Here is a 23,154-nt window from a genome sequence, read left to right as displayed (position 1 = left end):
TAAAAGCCGGTTAATCCGGCTTTTGCAAATCACCACTGATAGGTTTTAATAAAATTTCTTCAGTAACAAGATTATCCTTTTGCAAAAAAGCCCAAACCAATACGCGTGCAATATTCTCTGTATTCATCATCCTATCTAAATATTTACTTCTTACCTCTTTCGACCACATTGCTGTTTCTGTAGCACCGGGAATAATATTTATCACCCTGATATTGTGCTGTCTTAACTCTTCTCTAAGAGAATTTGTATAAGCGAGTAATCCAGATTTCGAAGCTGCATAAGCAGAGCTTTTTGTAAAAGTTTTCTTTGTAACAACCGATAATATATTAATTATTGTTCCGCTGTTATTCGAAATCATATGTGGCAGAACAGCTTTTATAGTGTAAATAGAACCTAAGAGATTTGTTGTAACAATTTCATTTATTTCATTTACAGAATTATCTTCAGCTAACTTAAAGGAAGTTATTCCTGCGTTATTTATCAGACAATCAATTTTGTAATTCTGCAGTATTTTTTTTGCTGTCTGATCAACATTAGTATGCGAAGCAACATTACAAGGATATATTTCAACTGATAGATTATCTGCTTCTAACTCATTATTTAATCTTTCTAATTCAGAAACTCTTCGTGCTGAAACAAACACTTTTGCACCGGTCTTTGCAAATTCTATTGCTGTTGATCTTCCGATTCCTGAGCTTGCACCAGTAATCCAGACACCGGGTTTTTCATTTCTCATAAATTTTTTGTTGCAATTAAATTAAGAAATTCTGACCTTGTTCGGGCATCTTCCTTAAAAACACCATGCATTGCACTTGTAGTTGCTGATGAGTTTTGCTTTTCAACTCCTCTCATCATCATACACATGTGAAAAGCTTCTGAAACTACTGCAACACCACTTGGCTGAATAAACTCTTTTAAGGTATCAGCTATTTCCTGAGTCATTCTTTCCTGAACTTGAAGTCTTCGAGCAAAGACATCAACTATTCTCGGAATTTTACTGAGACCAACAATCTTACCATCAGGAATATAAGCTACATGTACTTTACCATAAAAAGGAAGCATATGATGCTCACACAGACTATAAAAATCTATATTCTTAACTATCACCATATTACTATACTTTTCATGAAAGATTGCGCCATTCAAAACTTCTTTAATATCCTGATGATAACCCTTTGTAAGAAACTCGTATGCTTCAGCAACACGTTTAGGTGTATTTAATAAACCTTCCCGTTTCGGATTTTCACCAATTTCAATAAGCAAATCGTTTATAAGTTTTTTCGTTTTCGTTTTATCCATGTCATTCACCGCGATATTCAAAATAATTATTTTCTGTTTCGTAAAGTTTTATAGAGTAAAGTTTACCTGAAGGGATTTTATCCTCAAGTTGTTTCCAAATTGCAACAACTATGTTTTCAGAAGTAGGATTTAAACCAATCATAAAATCAGTATCGATATTCAGATTTTTATGATCGACTTTAGAAATTACATGTTTCTGAATAATCTCTTTTAGCTCTTTCAAGTCGAGCACAAATCCTGTGGCAGGATTAACTTTTCCTGCTACAACAACTTCCAAAGTATAATTATGTCCATGCCAGTTAGGGCTGCTGCATTTTCCAAAAAGCTTCAGGTTCTCTTCATCACTTAGTCCATCTTTAAATAATCTATGTGCTGCGGCAAATGTTTCTCTACGTGTTATATAAATCATTTCAATCTTTCAAAGCTTCAATTACTTCTTTAGCATGCCCTATAACTTTAACTTTTTTAAAAATATTTTTGATTCTGCCATTTTCATCTATTATAAATGTTGTTCTTTCTACTCCCATATACTTTCTACCAAACATGCTTTTTTCTTTCCATACTCCGTAAAGCTGAACAACTTTTTTCTCATCATCTGCAAGCAGGTCAAAATTCAATTTATATTTTTCAGCAAACTTTTTATGGGATTTGACGGGATCAGGACTAACACCCAGAATAGCTGCATCAATTTTATTAAATCTTGTGAAATTATCTCTAAAGCTACATGCTTCTTTTGTACACCCGGGTGTATTGTCTTTGGGATAAAAGTACAACACTACTTTTTTTCCTAAAGAATCTTTTAATGATATTTTCTTTCCATCCTGATTTAACAAAGAAAACTCAGGAGCTTTAGCACCAACTTCTAACATTTTGAAATTACTGACCATTAAGAAAGTGCATTTTTTATTGCTTCGTAATTCGGTTCATCACCTGGGCTTGAAAGCACTTCAGTATATTTTAGAATTCCATCTTTATCTACAACAAATGCAGCTCTTTTTGCAACTTTCTGATAATCAAATTTACCAGGTGCAAATACATCTAATACTACATCATAATCGTTTATTGTTTTTCTATTAAAATCACTTAATAAGGGAAAATTATAATTATTTTTTTCATGAAACATTTTTAAGGAATAGTGCATATCAACACTAATTCCTAAAACCTGTGCATTCAGCTTTTCAAATATCTTCAGATCATCTCTGAAGGTACACATTTCCTTGGTACATACTCCGGTATTAGCAGCAGGAAAAAATAATACAACAACGTTTGAACCTTTATAATTGCTTAATGAAACAGTTTCGCCATCTTGATTAAGTAATTTAAATTCTGGTGCTTTGTCTCCAACTTTTAAAGCCATTTTACACTCCTCTGAGATATATTTTGATATAATTAGTTAGGTTAATTAGAAATCACTTTGAAAAATTAGCCAAATCGGATTCTTTATCCAAGTAATCACTATATTGACTGTGATTATTAACAATTTGAAAATATAAAATCATTTAGATATTTGAGCAATCTTTGTTTCAGAAATTAGTTTAATAAATGATAGAAAAAAAAGATTTACAATTTGATTCCATACAATCTTGTGTAATTCCATACAGATACATCAATACTACGATTGAATTTTTAATGATCACTTCCATTAAAAAGAAGAAATGGATTTTTCCGAAAGGATATATTGAATATAATCTAACGGCATTTGAATCAGCAAAGAAAGAAGCATACGAAGAAGCCGGAGTTATCGGAGAAAACGAAACTTCAGAACTTGGCTCATTTATTATAGTTAAAAATGATGAAAAATGTTTAGTAAAAGTTTTTTCAATGCAAGTAGCTGAAGAATTAAATGACTTTCCTGAAAAGAATTTAAGGAGAAAAAAATGGATGAAATTAAATGAGGTGATTGAAGCAAGTGATAATGTTAAAATCAAACAACTTGTAAAAAATCTTTTTGAACAACTAACTAAGAATCAATAATATCTGCTTTAATAATTTTTTTAACAGTATTTGATGCCGAATCATAATCGTAACCTTTACTCAACAGAAAAGAAATAAGTTTTTGGAATATTTTTTTTTCATCAGTTTCTCTTTTTTTTAAGATAGAATACTTTTTTACTGCTAATTCATTTATTTGTTGTGATTCCAGTTCTTTCAACCTGGAGGCAGATAACACTTGGTCAATAATTTTGTGGTTAATCCCCCGGCTTATTAATGCAGATTTGATTTTTAATCTGCCCCATTTATTCCTGAAAGATTTTTCATTTACAAACTGAACAGCAAATTCTCTATCATCAATAAATGACAGATTGCGAAGTTCTTTAATAACCGATTTGATTAAACCTTCGTCATAGGATTTAGCTTTAAGTTTTAAAAATAACTCCTTTTCAGTGTGTGCTCTTCTGGCTAAAAATGATAAGGCTTTCTTTTTGATATAATAGGATATATTACTCTCAATTAAAAAAGCAAAGCGGTCTTCAGAAATTTCATCATCTTTTTTAAGACCGCTTTTAAATAAAGTATCAACTGATATAATCAGCTGTTGTGAATCATCAAATTTAATTACTACGTTTTCATCATCCTTTTTTCTTATGCTGATAATCCTCATACATCTAAATTATTATTTCTTTTTTGTTTTGGATTTATCCTCAGCTTTTTCTTCAGTCTGAGCAGATGCTGGTTCTTTAAGAATGCCAAGCTTTTGTTTTATATCGCGTTCAATACTTTTGTACATATCAGGAAATTCAATTAATTTCTGTCTGAACTGTTCTCTTCCCTGAATTCTCTCTTCGCCATAAGTAAACCAGGCGCCGCCTTTTTTTATAATGCCTAATTCAGTTGCAAGATCAAGAACATCACCTGTTTTACTTATACCCTCATTATACAAGATATCTATTTCAGTTTGTTTAAACGGCGGTGCAACTTTACTTTTTACAATTTTTACTTTTGTTCTGTTGCCAATTACTTCATCACCTTCTTTAATTGCTGCAATCTTTCTAATATCAATTCTAACAGAAGCATAAAACTTTAATGCATTACCTCCTGTTGTTGTTTCGGGATTGCCAAACATTACACCAATTTTACTTCTAAGCTGATTGATAAAAACGACTGAAGTTTTTGATTTTGAAATTGCGCCGGTTAATTTTCTTAATGCCTGCGACATTAATCTTGCCTGAACTGCCATAGTAGCATCGCCCATTTCACCCTCAATTTCAGAACGCGGTACAAGTGCCGCTACAGAATCAATAACAATAATATCAAGTGCATTACTTCTTACCAATGTATCAGCAATTTCAAGAGCTTGTTCACCATAATCAGGTTGTGATATTAATAGATTAGCAGTATCAACGCCTAATTTTTTTGCATAGTTAACATCAAGTGCATGTTCGGCATCAATAAAAGCAGCAAGTCCGCCCATTTTTTGTGCTTCAGAAATGATATGCAAACAAAGGGTTGTTTTTCCGCTTGATTCGGGACCATATATCTCAATAATTCTTCCTCTGGGAATTCCGCCAATTCCTAATGCAATATCCAACGAAAGTGCACCCGTTGGGATTGCTTCAATATCACTGATAACTCCATCGCCAAGTTTCATAATTGCACCTTTGCCGTATGTTTTTTCAATACCGGCAATTGCGTCATCTATAATTTTTAATTTTTGTTCTCTGTCAGAAGCCATATTATCTCCAATTATTTTAAAAAGTATTTTTTCATTTCATAATAAACAGAGCCTTTTGGTTTTAAGACACTGTTAAAAAGTGTAATTGAATTCGCCTGAAATACAATTGGTTCAAAACTAAAGTTTTTGAATGTGTTAACAAAGTTAATTCCAGGATCTTTTCTAAATCTGATTAATGTAATATGTGGCATAAATTTCTTTTTATCAAAACTGATGGAAAGATTTTCAAGAACACCATCTATTTGTCTGATCACCTTTATTATAGTTTCATCAATTTTTAATCCAGCCCATAGAATTGATGGAACAGAATCTCTGAAAAAGAAATCAAATTTTTCAAGAGAGCATTTAATAGCCGAACAATCACTAATAATCTTTAACCGGTCTATCAATTCAGTAGTCTTTTCCTGATCAACATTTCCAATGAATCTCAAAGTTAAATGAAGTTTTTCTTTCGGTTCCCATTTCAATTCTTTTTCATCTGAACATAAATTTTTTAATTCAGTAAGCTTATCAATCACATTATTGGGAATATTTAATGAAATAAAAAGTCTATTCATCAAATGGAATTCCAAGTAAACTTCTTCGAATCATTTCGAGTGCAGCTTGTGTTGCACGGTTTTTATTTAAAATTCTGTCTTCACCAAACTGAAATCGTTTTGCAGTACACAGTTTATCATCACAAAAACCGATATACACAGTTCCCACAGGTTTACCGGTTACACCTCCCAAAGGTCCCAAAATTCCGGTTAAAGAAATTCCTATATCACAGCCGCTTACAGATTTTACACCTTCAGCCATTTGCATTGCAACTTCAGCCGAAACTGCACCTTTTTCAGCCATAATATCTTCATTAACTTTTAGCAATTCAACCTTAGCAGCATTGCTGTAAGTTATTACTCCTCTTTCATAATATTTGCTGCTTCCGCTGATATTGGTTATTCTATCACCCAACCCGCCGCCGGTGCAGGATTCAGCAGTTGCAATTCTAAGTTCACGCTCTTTTAACAGTCTTCCAACAACTTCTTCGAGTGTATCATCACCTCTGCCATAAACATAACGTCCAATTTTACTTCTAAGCTTTTGCTCAATTTCGGAAAGTAAATTATTTGCAATTTCTTCTTCAGTTGATTTAACGGTTACTCTAAGTCTGACACCGTATTGATTAGGTAAAAAAGCCAGCTTGGCTTCACCGAGCAGTTCGTTTAAATCTCCAAGTCTTTCAGCCAAAGAAGATTCCGGTAATCCAGTAGTTTGAAGTGTAATTTTCTTAATGTATTCATTTGGTTTACCAATATAATCAACCAGTTTTGGAATAATAAAATTTGTAACCATTGCCTTCATTTCATAAGGTACACCGGGCATTACAATTATGATCTTACTATTTTCTTCAATCCAATATCCAGGTGCCGTTCCTTTCTCATTTCTGATAATAATTGCGTTTTTAGGAACCATTGCCTGATCTTTATGAACATCCTTTAATTCCCTGCCTCTTCTTTCAAACATAGATTTAATATCTTCAAAGGCTTGTTCATTGAAGACTAATTCGGTATTAAAATATTGAACAACTGCTGATCGGGTTACATCATCAACTGTGGGACCAAGACCGCCGGTACATATTACTAAATCTGCAGTGGATACCGCAAGATTAATTTCATTAATAATTGTTTTAATATCATCGCTGATTACCGATGACTTAATAATTGAAACATTATTTTCGGATAACTGAGCGCCTATAAAGGCAGCATTTGAATTTACAGTTTGACCAATTAATAATTCATCCCCAATTGAGATTAAATAAGCTTTCATTTTTATAGTACTCCAAAGTAAACAGTTAAATGAATAATTATTAGAGTATAAATACCTGAAATAACATCGTCTAACATAATTCCCAAACCTCCGGATAATTTTTCAGAATTTCTGGCAGGAAAAGGTTTAACGATATCTAATAAACGCCATAAGAAAAATGCAAACACAATTACTAGTATTTTTTTGGGAAGTAAAGTAAATGAAATCCAGGTACCGACAATTTCATCTACTGTACATTGAGAAGGGTCTTTACCATATTGTTTTTCAAATTTGCCTGAAACATAGATACCATAAATAAATAAAACTATTATTGACGGAATAATAACATAATAATTTTCAAAACCTGGAATAAGATAAAACAGGACAGCAACTATGCTTCCAAAAGTTCCTGAAGCAAATGGGACATAACCGGTATACAAACCTGAACCAACAATTTTTTCAAACAAGTTTATTGGTTTCATTAAATAACTTTGCAATTAAGTGTTTGTTTTTCACTATGTAAGATACACCTGAATGAACAGTAATAACAGTGATTATCAGCATTGTAGAATAGATAAATTTATGATTTGAAAGGATTTTAAGAAGATCCTGATAATCATTCACAATCTGTGTAGTATGTAATCCAACATAAAGAAGAAGCAGATAATAAAGGAACACCATTTGAAATACAGTTTTCCATTTTGCATAATAGCTTGTAACAAAATTATAGCCTCGGTTTTCAGCATATATTCTTAATAACGTTATCAATAAATCTCTAATAATTACCAGGACCACCATCCATAATTGCAAAAAGCCAACTAAAACAAATCCAATGAATGCAGCAGATGTTAAAATCTTATCTGCAAGCGGATCCCAAAATTTTCCCCATTCAGTTATATAATTAAATTTTCTTGCAAGCCATCCATCATACCAATCAGTAAGAGCAGCGATTATATATATCCCCAAAGAAATTTGAATATAAGTGCTATCATCTGAAAGAAAAAAAAATAAGAACACTGGTGTTAATATGATTCTTAATATTGTTAGTTGATTAGGCAGAGTCATATCTTGCTCCAGCAGAGTTAAAACTTCTTAAAAATTTGTACTCATAAATTCCTGTATCATGCCCATCCTGCCATCTTATTTGAATTGCATAATTTCCTACCTGGCTGATAGATCTGACACTCACCTGATTTTCAACATACAATGGTATAAATTTTTTCCCTTGTTTATCTCTTTCCGCAGTACAAGTAGCACAAGGACAGTGTTTCCTTAATTCTTTTAAACTTAAAGATTCTTCAACTCCATCACTCCAAAGAATCTTCAGATTAGTTCCATCAATTAATTTTATTTTTTTAGGCTGCATTCACAAACTTTCACCAGTAAGCATTTTAAGTGCTTCCAGATATTTTTCACTTGTTTTATTTATAATAACTTGTGGCAGCATCGGCGGCGGTGGTTGTTTATTAAATTTAACTGATACCAAATGATCACGTACAAATTGTTTATCAAAACTTTCCTGTGATTTTCCCTTTTCATATTTATCCAAAGGCCAGAATCTTGAAGAATCGGGAGTTAATAACTCATCCACCAAGATTATTTCATTTCCAACTCTTCCAAATTCCATTTTCGTATCGGCAATTATAATACCTTTACCAAGGGCAAAATTAACAGCACTTTTATAAATCTCAATCGTCTTTTCTTTGATAAACTTTATTGTATCAGCACCAGCAATTTCCACAGCCTTTTGTTCTGAAATATTTTCATCGTGTAAGCCAATTTCAGCTTTGGTTGAAGGAGTAAATAGCGGTTCTGAAAATTTTTCTGATTCTACCATTCCTTCGGGTAATTTAATTCCACATACTTCACCGGATTTTTTGTAATCTGCCCAGCCGGAGCCTGTGATATAACCTCTGACTACACTCTCAATTGGAATTATATGTGTTTTCTTAACAAGCATACTTCTGCCTTTAAGAACATCAGAATACTGAAGACATTCATCAGGAAATTTATTTACATCAGTAGTTATAAGATGGTTTTTAATAATTTGTTTGGTATGATTAAACCAAAACTCAGAAATCCTGTTAAGTACTTTTCCCTTAAAAGGAATTCCCTGTGCCATTATCACATCAAATGCAGACAAACGATCTGTTGAAACTATTAAATAATAATCACCTAAATCATAAAGGTCTCTAACTTTACCTTTTTTAAAGAACTTTAGGTTAGGGAAATTTGTTTCGAGGATTACATTATCTTTCATTTAAATCCATTGTAATTGATAGATAAATATATGTAGGTAGTAAGAACTTATCAATCAGTTATTAGCTTTTTTAAGGAACAATAGAATATAGATAAAATAAGTACAAAAGGTTATTTACTATAAAACAGAAAATTCAATTAATTAGCTTGGTTATTTTTAATAATTCTTTCAAAAATAGTCATACTAAGGGGAGAATTTTCTTTAAACCACACGGTATCTTTAAAACTCTTAATCTTTTCATATTCTTTGAGGAGATTTGTTGAGGTGTAAAAATCCTCAAGGTCTCTATTACGAAGAACCAAATAATCAGGTTTTACCAACTCAATTTTCTTATAAACTGAAGATGCGTTGTATGTAAGACGATTTATTTCTAAAAATATTGGACTGATCAGAGCACTATCGTCATATATGTATCTATTTGAATAATATCCGATAACTCCTATCGGTTCTAAAAATACAGTAGAACTTATTGGTGTATATTTATTAAGATATTTTCCAATAGGTATCCTAACAGTTTCTTCATAGCTTAATTCAAAGTTCATTTGCTCTATCTTCAACTTCAGAGCAAACGCAGAAGATAAAATAACAAATACAACAACAAAAGCATTCAATAGTTTTTGATATCTGGAAAAGTTTTTTAACAAAATGTTATATATAGAAAAAATTCCAATTCCTGAAACAATAAGAAAAACAAATAAAGGTGGAATTAAATACCAGCCATGTATTTGTGTTTTAGATATTATCAAGGCAGAATAATAGATAAAGAACCAAGCTATCATAGGTAAAAGTTTGATTCTTTTTTTTAAAGTAAAGTAAATTCCAGTAATAAAAAGAACAGTAATAAGAGCGCTCGAATAATAACCTGATAAAAAATACTTTGATAATACAACACTTAAATTCGGAAGCATCGATTTACTGTGCCCTGAATATAAAATTAGTTTTGCTAACATTGAATTAGGGAGAAAATTACCAAAATATATTTGTAAGAAAATCAACCAAGCTATAAAGATTAGAAATGGAACAGTGAAAAACTTGAAGATAGAAAATTTATTCTCGATAAACGAAAAAAGAAAAATAATAAATACAACACTTAATCCATCAATTCTTGTTATCGCACTCAAAAATGCAAAGAGAAAAGCTAAAAACAACTTTTTTTTGTAAAGTGAAAAAAATGAAGCTGCTATTAACATTCCGAAAAATGCGGTTTCCATTCCTTGAATGGACCAACTAATATTTGAAGGTGAAAAAACGAAAAGTAGTGTAATAAAAAATGAAATTAATTCATTTGTATAGTTCTTAAGATATTTATACACGAATAAAGAAGTAATACTTTCGGATATCAGGTTTATCACCAAAGAAGAAATTATACAAGAAATGCCAAAATATTTAAAGAAAGCAAGTATTATTGCAAAAAATGGTGTCGTTGTTCCATATACTTTTTCACCAATGTTATAAACCAACCCAAAGCCATTTGCAAGATTTTCAGAATATTTAAATGTTATAAAAGCGTCTTCATAGGTGTTAGGAATAAAATAAAATATAATTGCCCTAACAAAGAACGTGAGAAAAGGAATAAAAATCAGATTCTTATCTTTTTTAATACTTTCAAAAACTCTTTCAAACATCCTTAACCATTTTCAGAGTATAAAAGTCTAACAAATAATAATCATTAGATCTGGAGTGATAATAATTCTCAATTATAAGATGTGGGCAGGGACGGAATTGAACCGCCGACACAAGGATTTTCAGTCCTTTGCTCTACCGACTGAGCTACCTGCCCTTAAAAATTAGTGGCGTAAAAATATGGAAAATCTGCAAAATCACAAAAAATATCTCAAATATTCTATTCAACTGTTACACTTTTTGCAAGATTTCTTGGTTGATCTACATTTAATCCTTTTTTAACTGCAATATGGTAGGCTAATAATTGAAGAGGAATGACAGTAAGGATTGGCATTAGCATTCTAATAGTACTTGGAATTTTAATTTTATAATCAACTAATTTATTTATATGCTCATCTTCTTCAGTAATAATTGAAATTATTCTACCACCTCTTGCTTTTACTTCCTGAATATTACTGACAATCTTTTCATAAGTTGAGTCTTTGGGGGCAATGAATACAACTGGCATATTTTCATCAATCAACGCAATTGGTCCATGCTTCATTTCCGCTGCCGGATAACCTTCAGCATGGATATAGGAAATTTCTTTTAATTTCAGTGCACCTTCCAATGCAACCGGAAAATTGTATCCTCTGCCAAGATAAAGAAAGTTTGATGCATCCTTAAATTCTTCAGCTATCTTTTCAATTTGCAGATTTAACTTTAAAATTTCTTCCACCTTTTCTGGTATAAGTTTTAATTCACTTGCAATCTGCTGTCCATCAACTTTACTCAAATTTTTCTTTCGTGCAATTAAAAGAGAAATTAAGGCTAATACTGTCAATTGTGTAGTAAATGCTTTTGTAGAAGCTACGCCAATTTCTGGACCGGCATGTGTATAAACACCGGCTTGAGTTTCTCTTGCTATTGAACTGCCTACAACATTGCAAATTCCTAAAACTAATGCTCCTTTAATTTTTGCTTCTTTTAATGCAGCTAAAGTATCAGCTGTTTCACCGCTTTGAGAGATGAAAAATACTGCGTCTTCTTTTTCAATAACAGGATTACGATATCTGAATTCGGAAGCATATTCAACTTCTGTTGGAACCCTGCAAAATTGTTCAAACATATACTCACCAACTAATCCTGCATGCCAGGATGTGCCACAGGCTGTAAGAATAATTCTTTTAGAATCCGCAAGTTTATCAACTACATCTCTCAATCCGCCTAAAATTGCCCTACCATCTTCATCAATAATTCTTCCTCTAATTGAATTGCGCAAAGCTTCCGGTTGTTCCATTATCTCTTTTAACATAAAATGAGCATAGCCGCCCCGGTCAATCTCATCAAGTGTCATAGAGATTTCATGTATTTCTTTTTCAATTTCATTATCAAAGGCTGTTTTAGCTGTAAACTCATTTTTTTTGATAACAGCAATTTCACCATCTTCCAGATATACAATTTGTTTAGTATAAGAAAGTATAGCCGAAACATCAGATGCTAAAAAATTTTCATTATCTCCAATACCAACAACCAAAGGAGAGCCTTTTCGGGCAGCAATTATTTTATCAGGTTCTTTAGATGAGATTACAGCCAATCCATAAGTCCCCTCAACTTCGTGAAGTGCAAGTTGAACAGATTTAGTTATATCGTGACCGCGCTTTGTAAAACTATCTATCAGATGTACTAATACTTCAGAATCAGTTTCGCTTTTAAACTCATAGCCAAAAGACTGCAGCCCTTTTTTAAGTACCTGATAGTTTTCAATTATTCCATTATGGATTAAAAAAATTGTCTGATCTTCATTCGAGTGCGGGTGTGCATTCAATTCATTTGGGATACCATGCGTTGCCCATCTTGTATGCCCAAGTCCAATTTCTGATCCCAGATCTAACTTATCAACCTTTTGTTCAAGCAGACTAACTTTCCCTTTGTTTTTGACGATAGTTATAGAATTATGGTTAACAATACCAATACCAGCAGAGTCGTATCCGCGGTACTCAAGTCTTTTTAATCCGTTAATTAAGATTGGGACACAATTCTTACTGCCCACATAACCAACAATTCCACACATCTAAAAAGTTACTCCTTAATTTGAAATTATTTCAGCAAAAACTACTTAACTTTAGCCAGCTTTTGAATAGTAGTTTTGGTTTCATCACCATGTTTTGAGATAATTTTATAAAAATATAAACCATTCGCAATATCATCACCATCCTGATCCTTACCATCCCAAAAGATCCTGTTAAACCCAATTTGTAAAGCTGATGAGTTAAGATCAAATTCTTTTATCAATCTTCCTGCCACAGTAAAAATTTTAATTTTTAATTCTTCTGGCGGCATAGCACCTCTTATCTCAAATGTAAAATAGGTATTGTCCGAAAATGGATTTGGATAGTTGTAAACTTGTAACAAATCGGGATTGTTATAAACATTAAATACAGACCTTGAAGAAGTAGAATCAAAGAAGTTGCCTGAGGCATCTTTAGCTAATACTTCAAGAACATGTCTTCCGTCTTCTAATTTTGGAGTCCATGTTACAACAGCCTTAGAGTTTGGGAATGGAGTATATTCATATTTAATATCGGGTCCTGGTATTTTAATGATCTTAGGTACATTTTTAAAAGTATGAACTATTGTAAAGAATGTACTATCAAGTTGTAGTGGACTATTATCTTCAAGAGTTATAACAACCTCTGGCTCAGATGAAATAATGTCTCCATTTATAATTTCTTTTCCATCAAATGTAATATTGAATATTGGTTTAGCAGAATCTCTAATCACATAAAAATAATTATTAGTCATATTATTAAATGTGTAGTATTCTTCGTGTTTAGGTGTGGCAATTACTTTAACGTCAATTGTAGAAACAGGTGCAGTATATAATAAATTATTTGTTGATATAGTGTGTGTTATACTTGAAGAAGAATCAGCGTCAACATTTACATAAGTTGAATAGAAAATTGTATCAGTAAGATTATGATAGAAATCCAATCTTACACTATCAGCCTTTATATAACCAACATTATTAACTTTAAAGTCCATTTGAACAGGTAAACCGTGCAGCATAGAGTCCGGTATGAATGTAAAATTATTCGGAATTACCGAAATCTCGGGTAAATATTCATAGTTCACTTTAAGTGAATTGAACTTCATAGGTTCACCGGCTCCAAAAGAAGAGTCTGCAAGATCAAATCTGAGCTTGATGAAATTAAAGTCATTAACATTAATATTTGATAAATCATAACCAGCTTGAAATAATGAATCAATCATCACCCATTCAGAGTTGCTTTTTCTTTTCCCTAATAAATAAGATTTGTAAACACCGTTTGAATTAGTTTGATCTATATTAAACAGCAAATTATTCCATTTAGAAGCTGGACCAATTTCTTGCGAAGTAATCCTGCCATTGGCTTCTACATAAGTTCCATGATATTTAAAGAACGCAGGAATGTAAGGGGTATTACCTGGTCTGAAAGTATTAAAGTAAACAAAATCATTCTGATGATCATAGGAAATCGCATAAAAATCTTTGATCTTCAGTGCATATACCCATTCGTCTTCAAATGAACCATCAACTAAACTATATCTCTGTAGTGTTTTGAGGTTCTGATTTTCATATATTATAATGTGATTTTGACTTATAATAAAACTAACAACTAATGGCATTGTAAATCCACCTAAAACAAGATCATTCCCAACAATATTCCAACTATTCTGAGGATCAAATTTTCGCAAAACGAATTTACCAGGGTATTTCCAAGTACCTATACCCAAATTATATACATACTGCCCGTCAGAATAAAGATAGACTCCACCAATTTGTGTTGGTTTATTTAGAGAAACCAAGAGACTATCAGGAATTATAACGATTGAGGTGTCACCGGAATTTATATCAATTTTAGTTAACCTATCAGTTGCTCCAGTACAACTGTAAAGAAAACCTTGATGAACCATTAAATTCCCATATATGTATAACTCCAAATTGGGTATCGGTCCATAATTTTCTCCGGCATTCGTGCCATTAATTCCGGTTCCAATTTTGTATATTTTTGTTTTTGACCAATTATTAAACGGGGGCAATGTACCAAAATAAAAATAGGAACCATCAGTTGTAAAGATTGATGGTTTAGTATCATCAGGAGGAATATCAAAGTAAATTGAATCCAACAAAAACTTTGGACTTGGATAGGGAGGTTTAAGCTGAGTATTAAGAATCAGTCCTGCAAAACTTTCCGAATAATCCATGTTCACAACATCAAACATTTTTAATTGTTCAACTTGAGCTATATATCCTTTCCCTTGTTGATTTGTAATGGTAAAGATTCTTGGAGAGTTAAAATTAGTATCAACATTATCATAAATAACTGCCCGCCAAAAATATTCACCTGGAGCAAAAGAACCAGATTTCCATCGAACAATCCCATTAGTAGCTTTTAATACTGGTGATTGTATTAGTAACTGACCAGCAAAATTTAAGTTGTTATTTATCTGAATCAAATAATTAAAATCTCTATCGAAGTATAGTCCAATATCTGCAATTACAAATTCTAGGCTGTCATCATTTGAAAAATATCCGTTTACAGGTTTAATAATATTAGGTTCACCAAAATCAAACACACTAAATGAATTTGAAGCTGTGTTATCAGAATGATCATCTTCAAGGACTCTATTATCCTCATTAACTGTTGCTATCAATGTTTTTAATCCTGGCTCAGTTGGAACCCACACAAAAATAGTTGAATCCACTTCTCCGAAATTTGACAAGTAATAAGTGTCAATTACAGTAGTATCTGATATTATATTTTCATACAATTTTACTGTTAATGTATCATTAGGAAATGATCTGCCAAAATTATGTATAGTTAATTTAACAGAAACAGAATCATTAACGAGCGGATTAGTTGGATCAATTTTTATATCTGAGGATTTTATAACAAAATCAGGTTTGTCGGGTAAAGCTAATTCCAAGGCTGGGTCACCAAGTAAAGTTAAAAGCGCAATCATAGCACCATAAGATTGATTTAATTTAGCATGGTTAATTGCCTTACCAATAATATATTCTTTCTGAGTAAAGATATGGTTGAAAAGTTCCTGATTAAAATTTGCAGTGGTTGGCCAAAACGTAACTCCGGAACTACCAAAAAATGCAATACTGCCTCTATCAGGTAATGAGTTAAAGATTTCACCAAAAATTTCCTGATTATCATAATGGGCTGTATAACATGTTACGCTAACAACAAAAGGCATTTTATTTCCATTCCTAAGTTCAAGGATATCATTGTTAGTGAAGACAAGATCCCATTGCAATCCCCCGCCATGCCCATAATAACTAACAACAACTGCTCCATTATCAATTTCTCTCCTGATATCCGGACCTTCTCCCTGGAATGGGATATAATCTGGTTTGTTTGGATATCTGAATATTTTAGTAGCTTTTATACCACTTGGTTTCAAATATGTGTTTTCAAGTATGATGTTTTTGTCGTTAAATCCAAATTGATTTTCATCTTCTGCTGATAGACCTGAAGATAAAAGCAAAACGTTTTGTTTCCACTCTTTACCTGGATCAGCAGGATAGTTGATTATTTTATCAACTAAAACATTTGCCTCTTCCAGAGTTTCACAGGAAATTCTACCAATAGCTAAATCCGGTACAATATCATTACCCACAACTGTAACAATAGCATTATCACTTGGAGCCTGCCCATATAACATTGAGTGATAAGGAATGGAAGGTATAAAATTTTCTTTGCTTTCTGGAAAAATCTTTCGATAATCATAACTCATGTCTCCCATAAGTACTATATATTGGGGAGCAGGAGACTGCCAATTTTCGTAAGCATATTTAACAAAATTTTGCAAAGCCCAGGGATTCAATAAACCATAAGAAAATTCATTATATACATCTGTAATTTCAACAACTTTCGTCCTCGGTTCTGATATACCTTTAATATTATTCAATCTGTAGTCGGCAAGTCTTTCGGCTGCTGGTAAAAAATTCTTGTGAGTTATTATTATATAATCTGCACCATTATTAGTATTTCGTAAGTCTGATGAATAGCTTTGTCTTATTGAATCTACACTTAAGTAATAATCATCAGCTATACAATAATATTCAGTTTGAACTGTTATTGTATCATTAAAGTAAGCACTTTTATCATTATCATTTGGTATATATGGATTAACTAACAAAGTACTTCGCGAAGGTACATATATCTTCATATTATCTCTTTGCCATCCAAAAAGATAATATCTGTTTTCCTGAAAATCATTTGGAGGGCTTTTAAAGTAATAATAGTTCGGATAAGTTCTGTTCCAACGCCAATAATCTATCTCAAAATAATTAATTAAAACTTCATCAAAGGATACATCTGGACATATATTTCCATAAAGTATTACCTCAAATTTTTGAGAATCCGAATTAAGTTGAACTGTATCGCTTCCTACAGAAGAAAACCTAGCCAAATATATATCTTTCTCAAATACAGTTGATTTTTGTCCATTCCACTGCTGCACACCAAGTGTAACACCGTTAAGTTTTATTGAAGCATCATGACCATTTCCTCCAACACAACTAACATTGCTTAAGCCATGCATACCAACTCTTATTTTCGATTGAGGTTTAGAGTCAACAATTCTATAAGCCAGACTGTCGGTAATCCAATATGCAAAATCTCTAAAAGGAGCACGATACCTCGCCGAAGCCCAGTTCCAAAACCAATAATCTCTTTTATTATCATCAGCATAACCTAATTTTTGATACAGTGTATCCTTTTCCCAACGAAGTGTTTCAACAGTATTTGTAATAAGAGGAGTAATATTACTACTACCATGAGCTTGTTTATGTTTATAATTATTTACTGAATCAGCTTGATAAGAGAACCAATAGACATTTGAAGTATTATAAATATTCATCCTTGTGTATTGATCAACTGGTGTAGCTGGTTTTCCAACAAATTGAAAATAGTCTCCAGAATTGAATACACCATCTTGTTGAATATCAACAATATCTATTGGTAAAGATAAACCATCGTTATAAATCTCAAGTTTTCCATCTTGTATTCCACTTGAAGGAGAAATTCCTGCAGCGATAAGTTGATCATAGGTTACTCTGTAAACACCTTTTTTGTTTAGATAAATCTTATAATAGTTTTTATTTGGACTGTACCAATAATTATCAGTGATTCTATTTGCAGATTGATTAATTTTTCCGGTAAAAGTTAAAGCTGCATCAGGATTAACCAAATTATATCTTATGTAGTCATCAGTCATATTATCATGAACAGGGATAATATTTTCTGTAATTGAAATATCCTGTTTATAATCAATCCTTATACGGATCCATTTATTATGAATTAATGTTCTTTCAACCGGATTGAATTGGAAAGGAGAAATGAATAACGAAGCCGTCTTTAAATATCTGAAAATTGCTGTTGAATTAATGCTCACTGAATTAGCAGGAAAATAACTATTGACACCGTAAACGTTTTGATTGTATCGTAGGTTTTTGTAGGGTTGATCAGCAGAATCAGGAACAGCAATTATGAATTTATCTTTAATAAAATCCTTTTTTTCATCAAGAATCGTAACCTTAGCATCAGAATTCAAAGGGATACCAATATTATAATATCTTGTGGGTAAATAAGGATTGCCAGGGTCTTGAATCGGATATATCGGGTCGATAATTTTTGTGAATTTTATTCCATCAATGAAAAAATCTTCTATATTAAAATCATTTTCAAAATTGAATTCCAGAATTAAATAATCTTCATTGGATTCAATTACTTTATAATCTCGAGATAACGACTGACAGAGTACAACATTTTGAAAAAATAAAATAGACAAAAGTATAATAAGATAATTTTTCATAATTGTTTGCCCGAATAAATAAAGTTAATAAGGTTTGTAAAAAATTAGGTTTTATATAAAACCCAAACAAGGTCAAAAAAAACTGATATACCCTTTAATGACCTAATGATCATTAGAAATTAAATATTTCCTTTGTTTGTTACAATTACCCAAAATGTTACAAAGAATATCCTGAGATCTTTCCAGAATGTTTCATTACTGTAATACTCAATCTCCATTTTATTTCTTTGCTCAGGTGTTAAAGTCTGTCTTCCATTGATCTGTGATATGCCGGTTATGCCTGGTAAAAAGTCAAATACTTTTTGATGCTCTTTTGAATATGAAGATGTTATGCTTGTAATTTCAGGTCTTGGTCCGATTATACTCATCTCTCCTTTTAATACATTAAAAAGCTGAGGTAATTCATCAATACTAGTTCTTCTTAAAATTTTGCCAACTCTTGTAATTCTTGGATCATTAACTTGTGTGATACCTGGACCGTGCAATAACGCATTGTCAATCATTCCACGAAATTTCATCATCTTAAATGGCTTACCATTCAGACCTGTTCGTTCATGGAAAAAAAACACCGGACCTTTAGAATCAATTTTTATTATTAATGCAGAAATTAATAAGATTGGCGACGTAATAATAATAGTTAATATACTAATAACTATATCAGTAAATCTTTTTAAGGAACTTCCCTGTTTTCCCATAAAAGAAAGTTTATCTTCTATACTTATTTAAAACTTCTCTAACTACTGTAATAACTTTTTCTACACTTTGTTCAGTCATACCGGGATATATTGGTAAAGATACTAATCTTGGGAAAGCTGCAGATGCTACTGGATAATTTTTATCGTCCAAATTAAATGTTTCACTATAATAAAGATGCTGATGAACAGGCATAAAATGAACACCAACACCAACATTATTAGCTTTTAATTCTTCAATAATCTGAGCACGATTTTTTGTCAACATATTAAGATTTAACCTGACTGGGAAAAGATGCCAGGATGATTCTCTATCGCTTTTTATTACAGGTAATGTTATTAGATCTAAATCCTTGAACGCTTCAAAATATTTTGCTGCAATACTCTTCCTTGATTCCCACATCATATCAACTTTCTTGAGTTGTGGTAATCCAAGCGAAGCCTGCAAATCGGTGAAATTATATTTGTAACCCGGAGCAACAACTTCATAATACCAAGAACCCGACTCACTATATCTTTTCCATGCATCTCGGTTTATGCCATGTAAACGCATAATTGCACAACGCTCTGCAATCTCCAGGTCATTGGTACAAATCATTCCACCTTCTCCGGTAGAAAGAGTTTTGGTGGCATAAAAACTAAAACAGGTAACATCTGAGATTGTTCCGATTTTTTTCCCTTTATAAGTTGCTGGTAAGGAATGAGCAGCATCTTCGAGCAATTTAAGATTATGTGCTTTTGCAATTTGTTGTATTTCATCAAGGTCACAGGGTTGCCCGCCATAATGAACTGGAATAATCGCTTTTGTTTTTGGTGTTATTGCTTTTTCAATTTCTTTAAGAGAAATGTTCAAAGTATCTTCATCAACATCAACAATAACTGGTTTTGCACCAAAATAACAAACAATTTCTGCTGTTGCAGGAAAAGTCATTGTGGGGACAATAACTTCATCACCTTTTTCAATTCCAAAAGCCTCTAATGTTAAATGCCCAGCAGCCGTCCAAGAGTTAACAGCAACAGATTTTTTCGCACCAATATACTTATTAAATTCTTCTTCAAACTTGATAGTCTTGGGTCCCATGCTAAGCCAGCCAGAACGTAAAGTATCAACCATTTCATTAATTTCTTCTTCAGATATAAATGGTTTGTGGAATAATAAGTAATCTTTGTTCATAAAAGTTTTGTTGTAATTACAGTTATAAGATAATAATAAGATTCTGTAAGTAAAAGTTACTTCTTAATAATTTAGTATTCCTCAAAAATGAAGTCAAAGATAATAATATATTTAATTTTTCAAAATTGTCTTATGGAGTTTTATTGTAATAAAAAATCAATATCAATAGATATTCTCTAAATTTTTCTTTAGAAACTTAATAACTCCGTTATTATTTCTTATATCTGTTGGTAGGTTGATAATGATCTTAGAGATTTGAGAGGCGACCGGATATTTAGTACTCTCAAAAAACCATTTACTTAAATCATCTTCAACTGGATGTAAAGGAGATATAAACCAATCACCTAAAGTAATTTTCATCTTTCTAGCTGATTCATTAAATAATTTTCTATTTTTTACTAATAATGGATATTTCAGAAACATATGATTTTTGAAGTAACTTTCTTCAACATGATTCTTATTCTCGGATTTAAGGAAATCTGTGTAGTCTTTTGCATTTTTCAGTCTTAATTCGTTTATTTCTTTAAGATGGGCAAGGCTCTTAATCCCAGCTTTAATCTGTGTTTTTGAAATATCTTTAAAATACGATTCAGGTTTCTCTATAGAATTTAACTCGTTTCCTTGATTTGAGCCAAGAATTAAATTCTTATTACTTAAAAATCTGTAAAATGCAACCAATAACGGTTGAGTAAATTTATTAATAGCAAATTTTCTGAACACTAATAAGAATCTTAATAAACTGATCTCAGCTGTTCCTGGTTTTATTTTTTCAGGCTCAAGTTTTTTAATCTTATAAAATAATTCATCATTACTGACATACAAAAAACCACCTATCCCTGTTGAAAATGGTTTATTCCATTGAGTCGAATAAAATGCAGCATCACAATAAGAACCATTTGGTTTGCCATTGTAATATCCACCAAAACCGTGTGTACAATCTTCTATAGTATAAAGATTGTATTTCTTTGCAATGGTTAATATCTCATCAATATTTGATGAAAGTCCATAAGTATTCTGGCAAACAATAACTTTTGTTTTCTTACTAATCGCTGATTCAATCAATGATACATTCATGTTGAAAGTTGTTTTTTCAACGTCAATATAAACAGGTTTTAATCCAGCGTATAATAAAGCATTTGGAACGACAACACAAGTTAAAGCAGGTATTATAACCTCGCTATCGTTATCTAATTCCATTGCTTTAAGTATTGCATATAATGCAACTCTTCCCTTCCAATAAAGGAATATTCTCTCAGGGTTACATTCTAAAAAAGAAGCAATTGATTTTTTATAAATATTCGATTTCATTTTTCTTAAATAGAAGATACAGTCTGAATAAGCCTGACAAAGAACCAAAACCATATGAAAAGTGTAAGACGATAAATGAAACAATCAAGTTGTAAAGTGTTGTTGTATTATCTTTATTTTTTAAACTTACAGTTATTATTAAGATAAAGTAACTTATCAAGCTTAATAACGATATTAATCCAAAGTATTCATTAAGAATAGTCATAATAAGTGGAACCAATAATGACAGTAAAAATATTAATGGAATAAAATGCCTAAGACTAACAGAATTAAAATTTTTAGTAATGTAGATAGTTAAGATATTCCATAATCCTGTAGCAAAATTATTTTTTGCCAGATCATTAAATGTTTCACGCGCATAATAAATACTATATGGTTCAGGTAAGAGTATTATTTTTCCCCCGCCTTTAATTATTCTTTTATTCAGTTCAATATCTTGATTTCGGACTAATTGATTATTGAACAAACCATATTTTTTAAAAACATTCTTTTTATAACAACCAAAAGGAACATTATCAACCTCAATGGCTGTTTTGGTACCAATCCTGAAATATGAATTACCAACACCGATTTTGTTGCTTAAAACTTTTTTAATAGCATGGGATTTGGGATTCTTGTTTTTGACTTCAGTGATACAAATTGTACCAATGTTATCTGCTCCCATTTCAATTGCAGATTTAATTAACTTTGAGAAATAATTTTCTGGAATTTTACTATGCACATCAAGTCGAATTATGTAATCACCTGTACACTTTTTAATTGCCTGATTCAAAGCATATGGAACAGTTTTCTTTTCATTAGTTAACAACGTAAAAATAGGAAAGTCTTTAATAAATCTTTGCAGAATTTCTGTAGTGCCATCAACACTTTTGCCATCAATTATAAATACTTCAAGTAGTTCTTTTGGATAATCGTTCTTAAAAACGCTTTCCAGAAAATCGATAATGTATTTTTTTTCGTTTCTACATGGAATTATGACAGAGATTTTTACCATACAAATATCAGCTAAATTATTTCAGTTGGTACAGCAACTGCTTTTAAATCTGATAGCATATTTTTATTTATTAAAAAAGCAGCTCCAATTATGCTGTTTTCTACAAAAATCATCCCTTCATTACCAGCCATTATATTTAAACGCATGCTAATATATCATCCTTTACAAATTTTTATGCCTGAATACTTTTGTCCAATCTGGTGATAAGCAAAATAGCACCAGCAAGATATTGTTACATTATCTTCAATAGTAAAATTTTTTGGTTCAAGATCATCCAAGTAGCATTTCATGCCAATAAAAACATTTTTACCAATCTTGTAGCCAATTAAATACCTATACAATAAAATACGCAAGTTCGAAAATGGTGTGTTTGGTATTATTACTACATTTATATATTTCCTGATTGGTTTCCAGACTATTAACCATAGTGGATATTTGGCATAGTATGGTACAGGTTTCTTGAGTAGACGATAATAAAATTCAGCGATGCTCATT

23 protein-coding genes and 1 tRNA gene are annotated in these 23,154 nt (G+C 31.6%); 1 reads left to right on the top strand and 23 read right to left on the bottom strand.

Annotated elements, in window-relative coordinates:
- Window positions 1–10 precede the first annotated feature (10 nt).
- From ROY99_09100 to ROY99_09080, 5 genes are read right to left on the bottom strand one after another with little or no spacing between them, the layout of a single operon-like run.
- Complete coding sequence (locus ROY99_09100) at window positions 11–736, bottom strand: SDR family oxidoreductase (GenBank protein ID MDT3696539.1); 726 nt, start codon at window positions 734–736, stop codon at window positions 11–13.
- Window positions 733–1,299, bottom strand: coding sequence for a GTP cyclohydrolase I FolE (folE, locus tag ROY99_09095; protein ID MDT3696538.1), 567 nt, complete (start codon window positions 1,297–1,299; stop codon window positions 733–735). Before folE ends, ROY99_09100 begins: the two co-directional genes overlap by 4 nt.
- Window position 1,300: 1 nt before the next feature.
- Window positions 1,301–1,708 (bottom strand): 6-carboxytetrahydropterin synthase, encoded by a 408-nt coding sequence (locus tag ROY99_09090; protein ID MDT3696537.1) that lies wholly within the window; start codon window positions 1,706–1,708, stop codon window positions 1,301–1,303.
- Window position 1,709: 1 nt separating this feature from the next.
- On the bottom strand, window positions 1,710–2,168 hold the full coding sequence (bcp, locus tag ROY99_09085; protein MDT3696536.1) for a thioredoxin-dependent thiol peroxidase: 459 nt from the start codon (window positions 2,166–2,168) through the stop codon (window positions 1,710–1,712).
- A 17-nt stretch (window positions 2,169–2,185) separates the two neighbouring features.
- A complete protein-coding gene (locus ROY99_09080; protein MDT3696535.1) occupies window positions 2,186–2,656 on the bottom strand; it encodes a redoxin domain-containing protein in 471 nt (156 codons plus the stop codon).
- A 185-nt stretch (window positions 2,657–2,841) separates the two neighbouring features.
- Here ROY99_09080 and ROY99_09075 point away from each other — a divergent pair, with 185 nt between their 5' ends.
- Window positions 2,842–3,273, top strand: a complete 432-nt coding sequence (locus ROY99_09075) for an NUDIX hydrolase (GenBank protein MDT3696534.1) — start codon at window positions 2,842–2,844, stop codon at window positions 3,271–3,273.
- Here ROY99_09075 and ROY99_09070 read toward each other — a convergent pair.
- The 18 genes from ROY99_09070 to ROY99_08985 form a co-directional block, all read right to left on the bottom strand.
- Window positions 3,260–3,901, bottom strand: coding sequence for a regulatory protein RecX (locus ROY99_09070; GenBank protein ID MDT3696533.1), 642 nt, complete (start codon window positions 3,899–3,901; stop codon window positions 3,260–3,262). The genes ROY99_09075 and ROY99_09070 overlap by 14 nt on opposite strands.
- A gap of 12 nt (window positions 3,902–3,913) precedes the next feature.
- Window positions 3,914–4,972, bottom strand: a complete 1,059-nt coding sequence (gene recA / locus ROY99_09065) for a recombinase RecA (protein ID MDT3696532.1) — start codon at window positions 4,970–4,972, stop codon at window positions 3,914–3,916.
- Between the two features lie 11 nt (window positions 4,973–4,983).
- A complete protein-coding gene (gene thpR, locus ROY99_09060; GenBank protein MDT3696531.1) occupies window positions 4,984–5,529 on the bottom strand; it encodes an RNA 2',3'-cyclic phosphodiesterase in 546 nt (181 codons plus the stop codon).
- Window positions 5,522–6,778: a competence/damage-inducible protein A gene (locus tag ROY99_09055; protein MDT3696530.1), complete on the bottom strand. Its 1,257-nt coding sequence runs from the start codon at window positions 6,776–6,778 to the stop codon at window positions 5,522–5,524. Before ROY99_09055 ends, thpR begins: the two co-directional genes overlap by 8 nt.
- A 2-nt stretch (window positions 6,779–6,780) precedes the next feature.
- Window positions 6,781–7,239 carry a phosphatidylglycerophosphatase A gene (locus tag ROY99_09050; protein ID MDT3696529.1) on the bottom strand — a complete coding sequence of 153 codons (459 nt, stop codon included), beginning with the start codon at window positions 7,237–7,239 and terminating at the stop codon, window positions 6,781–6,783.
- Window positions 7,217–7,822, bottom strand: a complete 606-nt coding sequence (gene pgsA / locus ROY99_09045; GenBank protein MDT3696528.1) for a CDP-diacylglycerol--glycerol-3-phosphate 3-phosphatidyltransferase — start codon at window positions 7,820–7,822, stop codon at window positions 7,217–7,219. Before pgsA ends, ROY99_09050 begins: the two co-directional genes overlap by 23 nt.
- Entirely contained in the window at window positions 7,809–8,123 is a 315-nt protein-coding gene (locus tag ROY99_09040) for a DUF971 domain-containing protein (GenBank protein MDT3696527.1), read from the bottom strand. Before ROY99_09040 ends, pgsA begins: the two co-directional genes overlap by 14 nt.
- A complete protein-coding gene (locus ROY99_09035) occupies window positions 8,124–9,017 on the bottom strand; it encodes a phosphoribosylaminoimidazolesuccinocarboxamide synthase (protein MDT3696526.1) in 894 nt (297 codons plus the stop codon).
- 137 nt (window positions 9,018–9,154) lie between these two features.
- Window positions 9,155–10,642, bottom strand: a complete 1,488-nt coding sequence (locus ROY99_09030) for a hypothetical protein (protein ID MDT3696525.1) — start codon at window positions 10,640–10,642, stop codon at window positions 9,155–9,157.
- An 82-nt stretch (window positions 10,643–10,724) separates the two neighbouring features.
- Window positions 10,725–10,797 (bottom strand) — tRNA-Phe (locus ROY99_09025).
- A 63-nt stretch (window positions 10,798–10,860) separates the two neighbouring features.
- Window positions 10,861–12,693, bottom strand: a complete 1,833-nt coding sequence (gene glmS, locus ROY99_09020) for a glutamine--fructose-6-phosphate transaminase (isomerizing) (GenBank protein ID MDT3696524.1) — start codon at window positions 12,691–12,693, stop codon at window positions 10,861–10,863.
- A gap of 41 nt (window positions 12,694–12,734) precedes the next feature.
- Entirely contained in the window at window positions 12,735–18,491 is a 5,757-nt protein-coding gene (locus tag ROY99_09015) for a C25 family cysteine peptidase (protein MDT3696523.1), read from the bottom strand.
- 119 nt (window positions 18,492–18,610) lie between these two features.
- On the bottom strand, window positions 18,611–19,186 hold the full coding sequence (locus ROY99_09010; protein ID MDT3696522.1) for a sugar transferase: 576 nt from the start codon (window positions 19,184–19,186) through the stop codon (window positions 18,611–18,613).
- 10 nt (window positions 19,187–19,196) lie between these two features.
- Window positions 19,197–20,357: a DegT/DnrJ/EryC1/StrS family aminotransferase gene (locus ROY99_09005; GenBank protein MDT3696521.1), complete on the bottom strand. Its 1,161-nt coding sequence runs from the start codon at window positions 20,355–20,357 to the stop codon at window positions 19,197–19,199.
- A gap of 162 nt (window positions 20,358–20,519) precedes the next feature.
- Window positions 20,520–21,665 carry a DegT/DnrJ/EryC1/StrS aminotransferase family protein gene (locus tag ROY99_09000; protein MDT3696520.1) on the bottom strand — a complete coding sequence of 382 codons (1,146 nt, stop codon included), beginning with the start codon at window positions 21,663–21,665 and terminating at the stop codon, window positions 20,520–20,522.
- On the bottom strand, window positions 21,646–22,659 hold the full coding sequence (locus ROY99_08995; protein ID MDT3696519.1) for a glycosyltransferase family 2 protein: 1,014 nt from the start codon (window positions 22,657–22,659) through the stop codon (window positions 21,646–21,648). Before ROY99_08995 ends, ROY99_09000 begins: the two co-directional genes overlap by 20 nt.
- Window positions 22,660–22,670: 11 nt before the next feature.
- The gene (locus ROY99_08990; GenBank protein MDT3696518.1) at window positions 22,671–22,805 is read right to left on the bottom strand and encodes a hypothetical protein; all 135 of its coding nucleotides are present in this window, start codon (window positions 22,803–22,805) and stop codon (window positions 22,671–22,673) included.
- Between the two features lie 9 nt (window positions 22,806–22,814).
- Window positions 22,815–23,153 carry a hypothetical protein gene (locus tag ROY99_08985; protein ID MDT3696517.1) on the bottom strand — a complete coding sequence of 113 codons (339 nt, stop codon included), beginning with the start codon at window positions 23,151–23,153 and terminating at the stop codon, window positions 22,815–22,817.
- Window position 23,154: the final 1 nt, after the last annotated feature.

Source organism: Ignavibacterium sp. (assembly GCA_032027145.1).
Lineage (GTDB): Bacteria > Bacteroidota > Ignavibacteria > Ignavibacteriales > Ignavibacteriaceae > IGN3.
This window is presented reverse-complemented; position numbering and strand designations above follow the sequence as displayed.

What these genes read in the sequence shown, in the direction of transcription:
- ROY99_09050 (MDT3696529.1), bottom strand. Translation starts at nt 7,239, where the DNA reads ATGAAACCAATAAACTTGTTTGAAAAAATTGTTGGTTCAGGTTTGTAT.
- ROY99_08990 (MDT3696518.1), bottom strand. Translation starts at nt 22,805, where the DNA reads ATGCGTTTAAATATAATGGCTGGTAATGAAGGGATGATTTTTGTAGAA.
- ROY99_09035 (MDT3696526.1), bottom strand. Translation starts at nt 9,017, where the DNA reads ATGAAAGATAATGTAATCCTCGAAACAAATTTCCCTAACCTAAAGTTC.
- ROY99_09015 (MDT3696523.1), bottom strand. Translation starts at nt 18,491, where the DNA reads ATGAAAAATTATCTTATTATACTTTTGTCTATTTTATTTTTTCAAAAT.
- ROY99_09080 (MDT3696535.1), bottom strand. Translation starts at nt 2,656, where the DNA reads ATGGCTTTAAAAGTTGGAGACAAAGCACCAGAATTTAAATTACTTAAT.
- ROY99_09000 (MDT3696520.1), bottom strand. Translation starts at nt 21,665, where the DNA reads ATGAAATCGAATATTTATAAAAAATCAATTGCTTCTTTTTTAGAATGT.
- ROY99_09090 (MDT3696537.1), bottom strand. Translation starts at nt 1,708, where the DNA reads ATGATTTATATAACACGTAGAGAAACATTTGCCGCAGCACATAGATTA.
- thpR (MDT3696531.1), bottom strand. Translation starts at nt 5,529, where the DNA reads ATGAATAGACTTTTTATTTCATTAAATATTCCCAATAATGTGATTGAT.
- ROY99_09070 (MDT3696533.1), bottom strand. Translation starts at nt 3,901, where the DNA reads ATGAGGATTATCAGCATAAGAAAAAAGGATGATGAAAACGTAGTAATT.
- ROY99_09010 (MDT3696522.1), bottom strand. Translation starts at nt 19,186, where the DNA reads ATGGGAAAACAGGGAAGTTCCTTAAAAAGATTTACTGATATAGTTATT.
- ROY99_08985 (MDT3696517.1), bottom strand. Translation starts at nt 23,153, where the DNA reads ATGAGCATCGCTGAATTTTATTATCGTCTACTCAAGAAACCTGTACCA.
- ROY99_09040 (MDT3696527.1), bottom strand. Translation starts at nt 8,123, where the DNA reads ATGCAGCCTAAAAAAATAAAATTAATTGATGGAACTAATCTGAAGATT.
- glmS (MDT3696524.1), bottom strand. Translation starts at nt 12,693, where the DNA reads ATGTGTGGAATTGTTGGTTATGTGGGCAGTAAGAATTGTGTCCCAATC.
- folE (MDT3696538.1), bottom strand. Translation starts at nt 1,299, where the DNA reads ATGGATAAAACGAAAACGAAAAAACTTATAAACGATTTGCTTATTGAA.
- ROY99_08995 (MDT3696519.1), bottom strand. Translation starts at nt 22,659, where the DNA reads ATGGTAAAAATCTCTGTCATAATTCCATGTAGAAACGAAAAAAAATAC.
- ROY99_09055 (MDT3696530.1), bottom strand. Translation starts at nt 6,778, where the DNA reads ATGAAAGCTTATTTAATCTCAATTGGGGATGAATTATTAATTGGTCAA.
- ROY99_09075 (MDT3696534.1), top strand. Translation starts at nt 2,842, where the DNA reads ATGATAGAAAAAAAAGATTTACAATTTGATTCCATACAATCTTGTGTA.
- ROY99_09030 (MDT3696525.1), bottom strand. Translation starts at nt 10,642, where the DNA reads ATGTTTGAAAGAGTTTTTGAAAGTATTAAAAAAGATAAGAATCTGATT.
- ROY99_09005 (MDT3696521.1), bottom strand. Translation starts at nt 20,357, where the DNA reads ATGAACAAAGATTACTTATTATTCCACAAACCATTTATATCTGAAGAA.
- recA (MDT3696532.1), bottom strand. Translation starts at nt 4,972, where the DNA reads ATGGCTTCTGACAGAGAACAAAAATTAAAAATTATAGATGACGCAATT.
- pgsA (MDT3696528.1), bottom strand. Translation starts at nt 7,822, where the DNA reads ATGACTCTGCCTAATCAACTAACAATATTAAGAATCATATTAACACCA.
- ROY99_09100 (MDT3696539.1), bottom strand. Translation starts at nt 736, where the DNA reads ATGAGAAATGAAAAACCCGGTGTCTGGATTACTGGTGCAAGCTCAGGA.
- bcp (MDT3696536.1), bottom strand. Translation starts at nt 2,168, where the DNA reads ATGTTAGAAGTTGGTGCTAAAGCTCCTGAGTTTTCTTTGTTAAATCAG.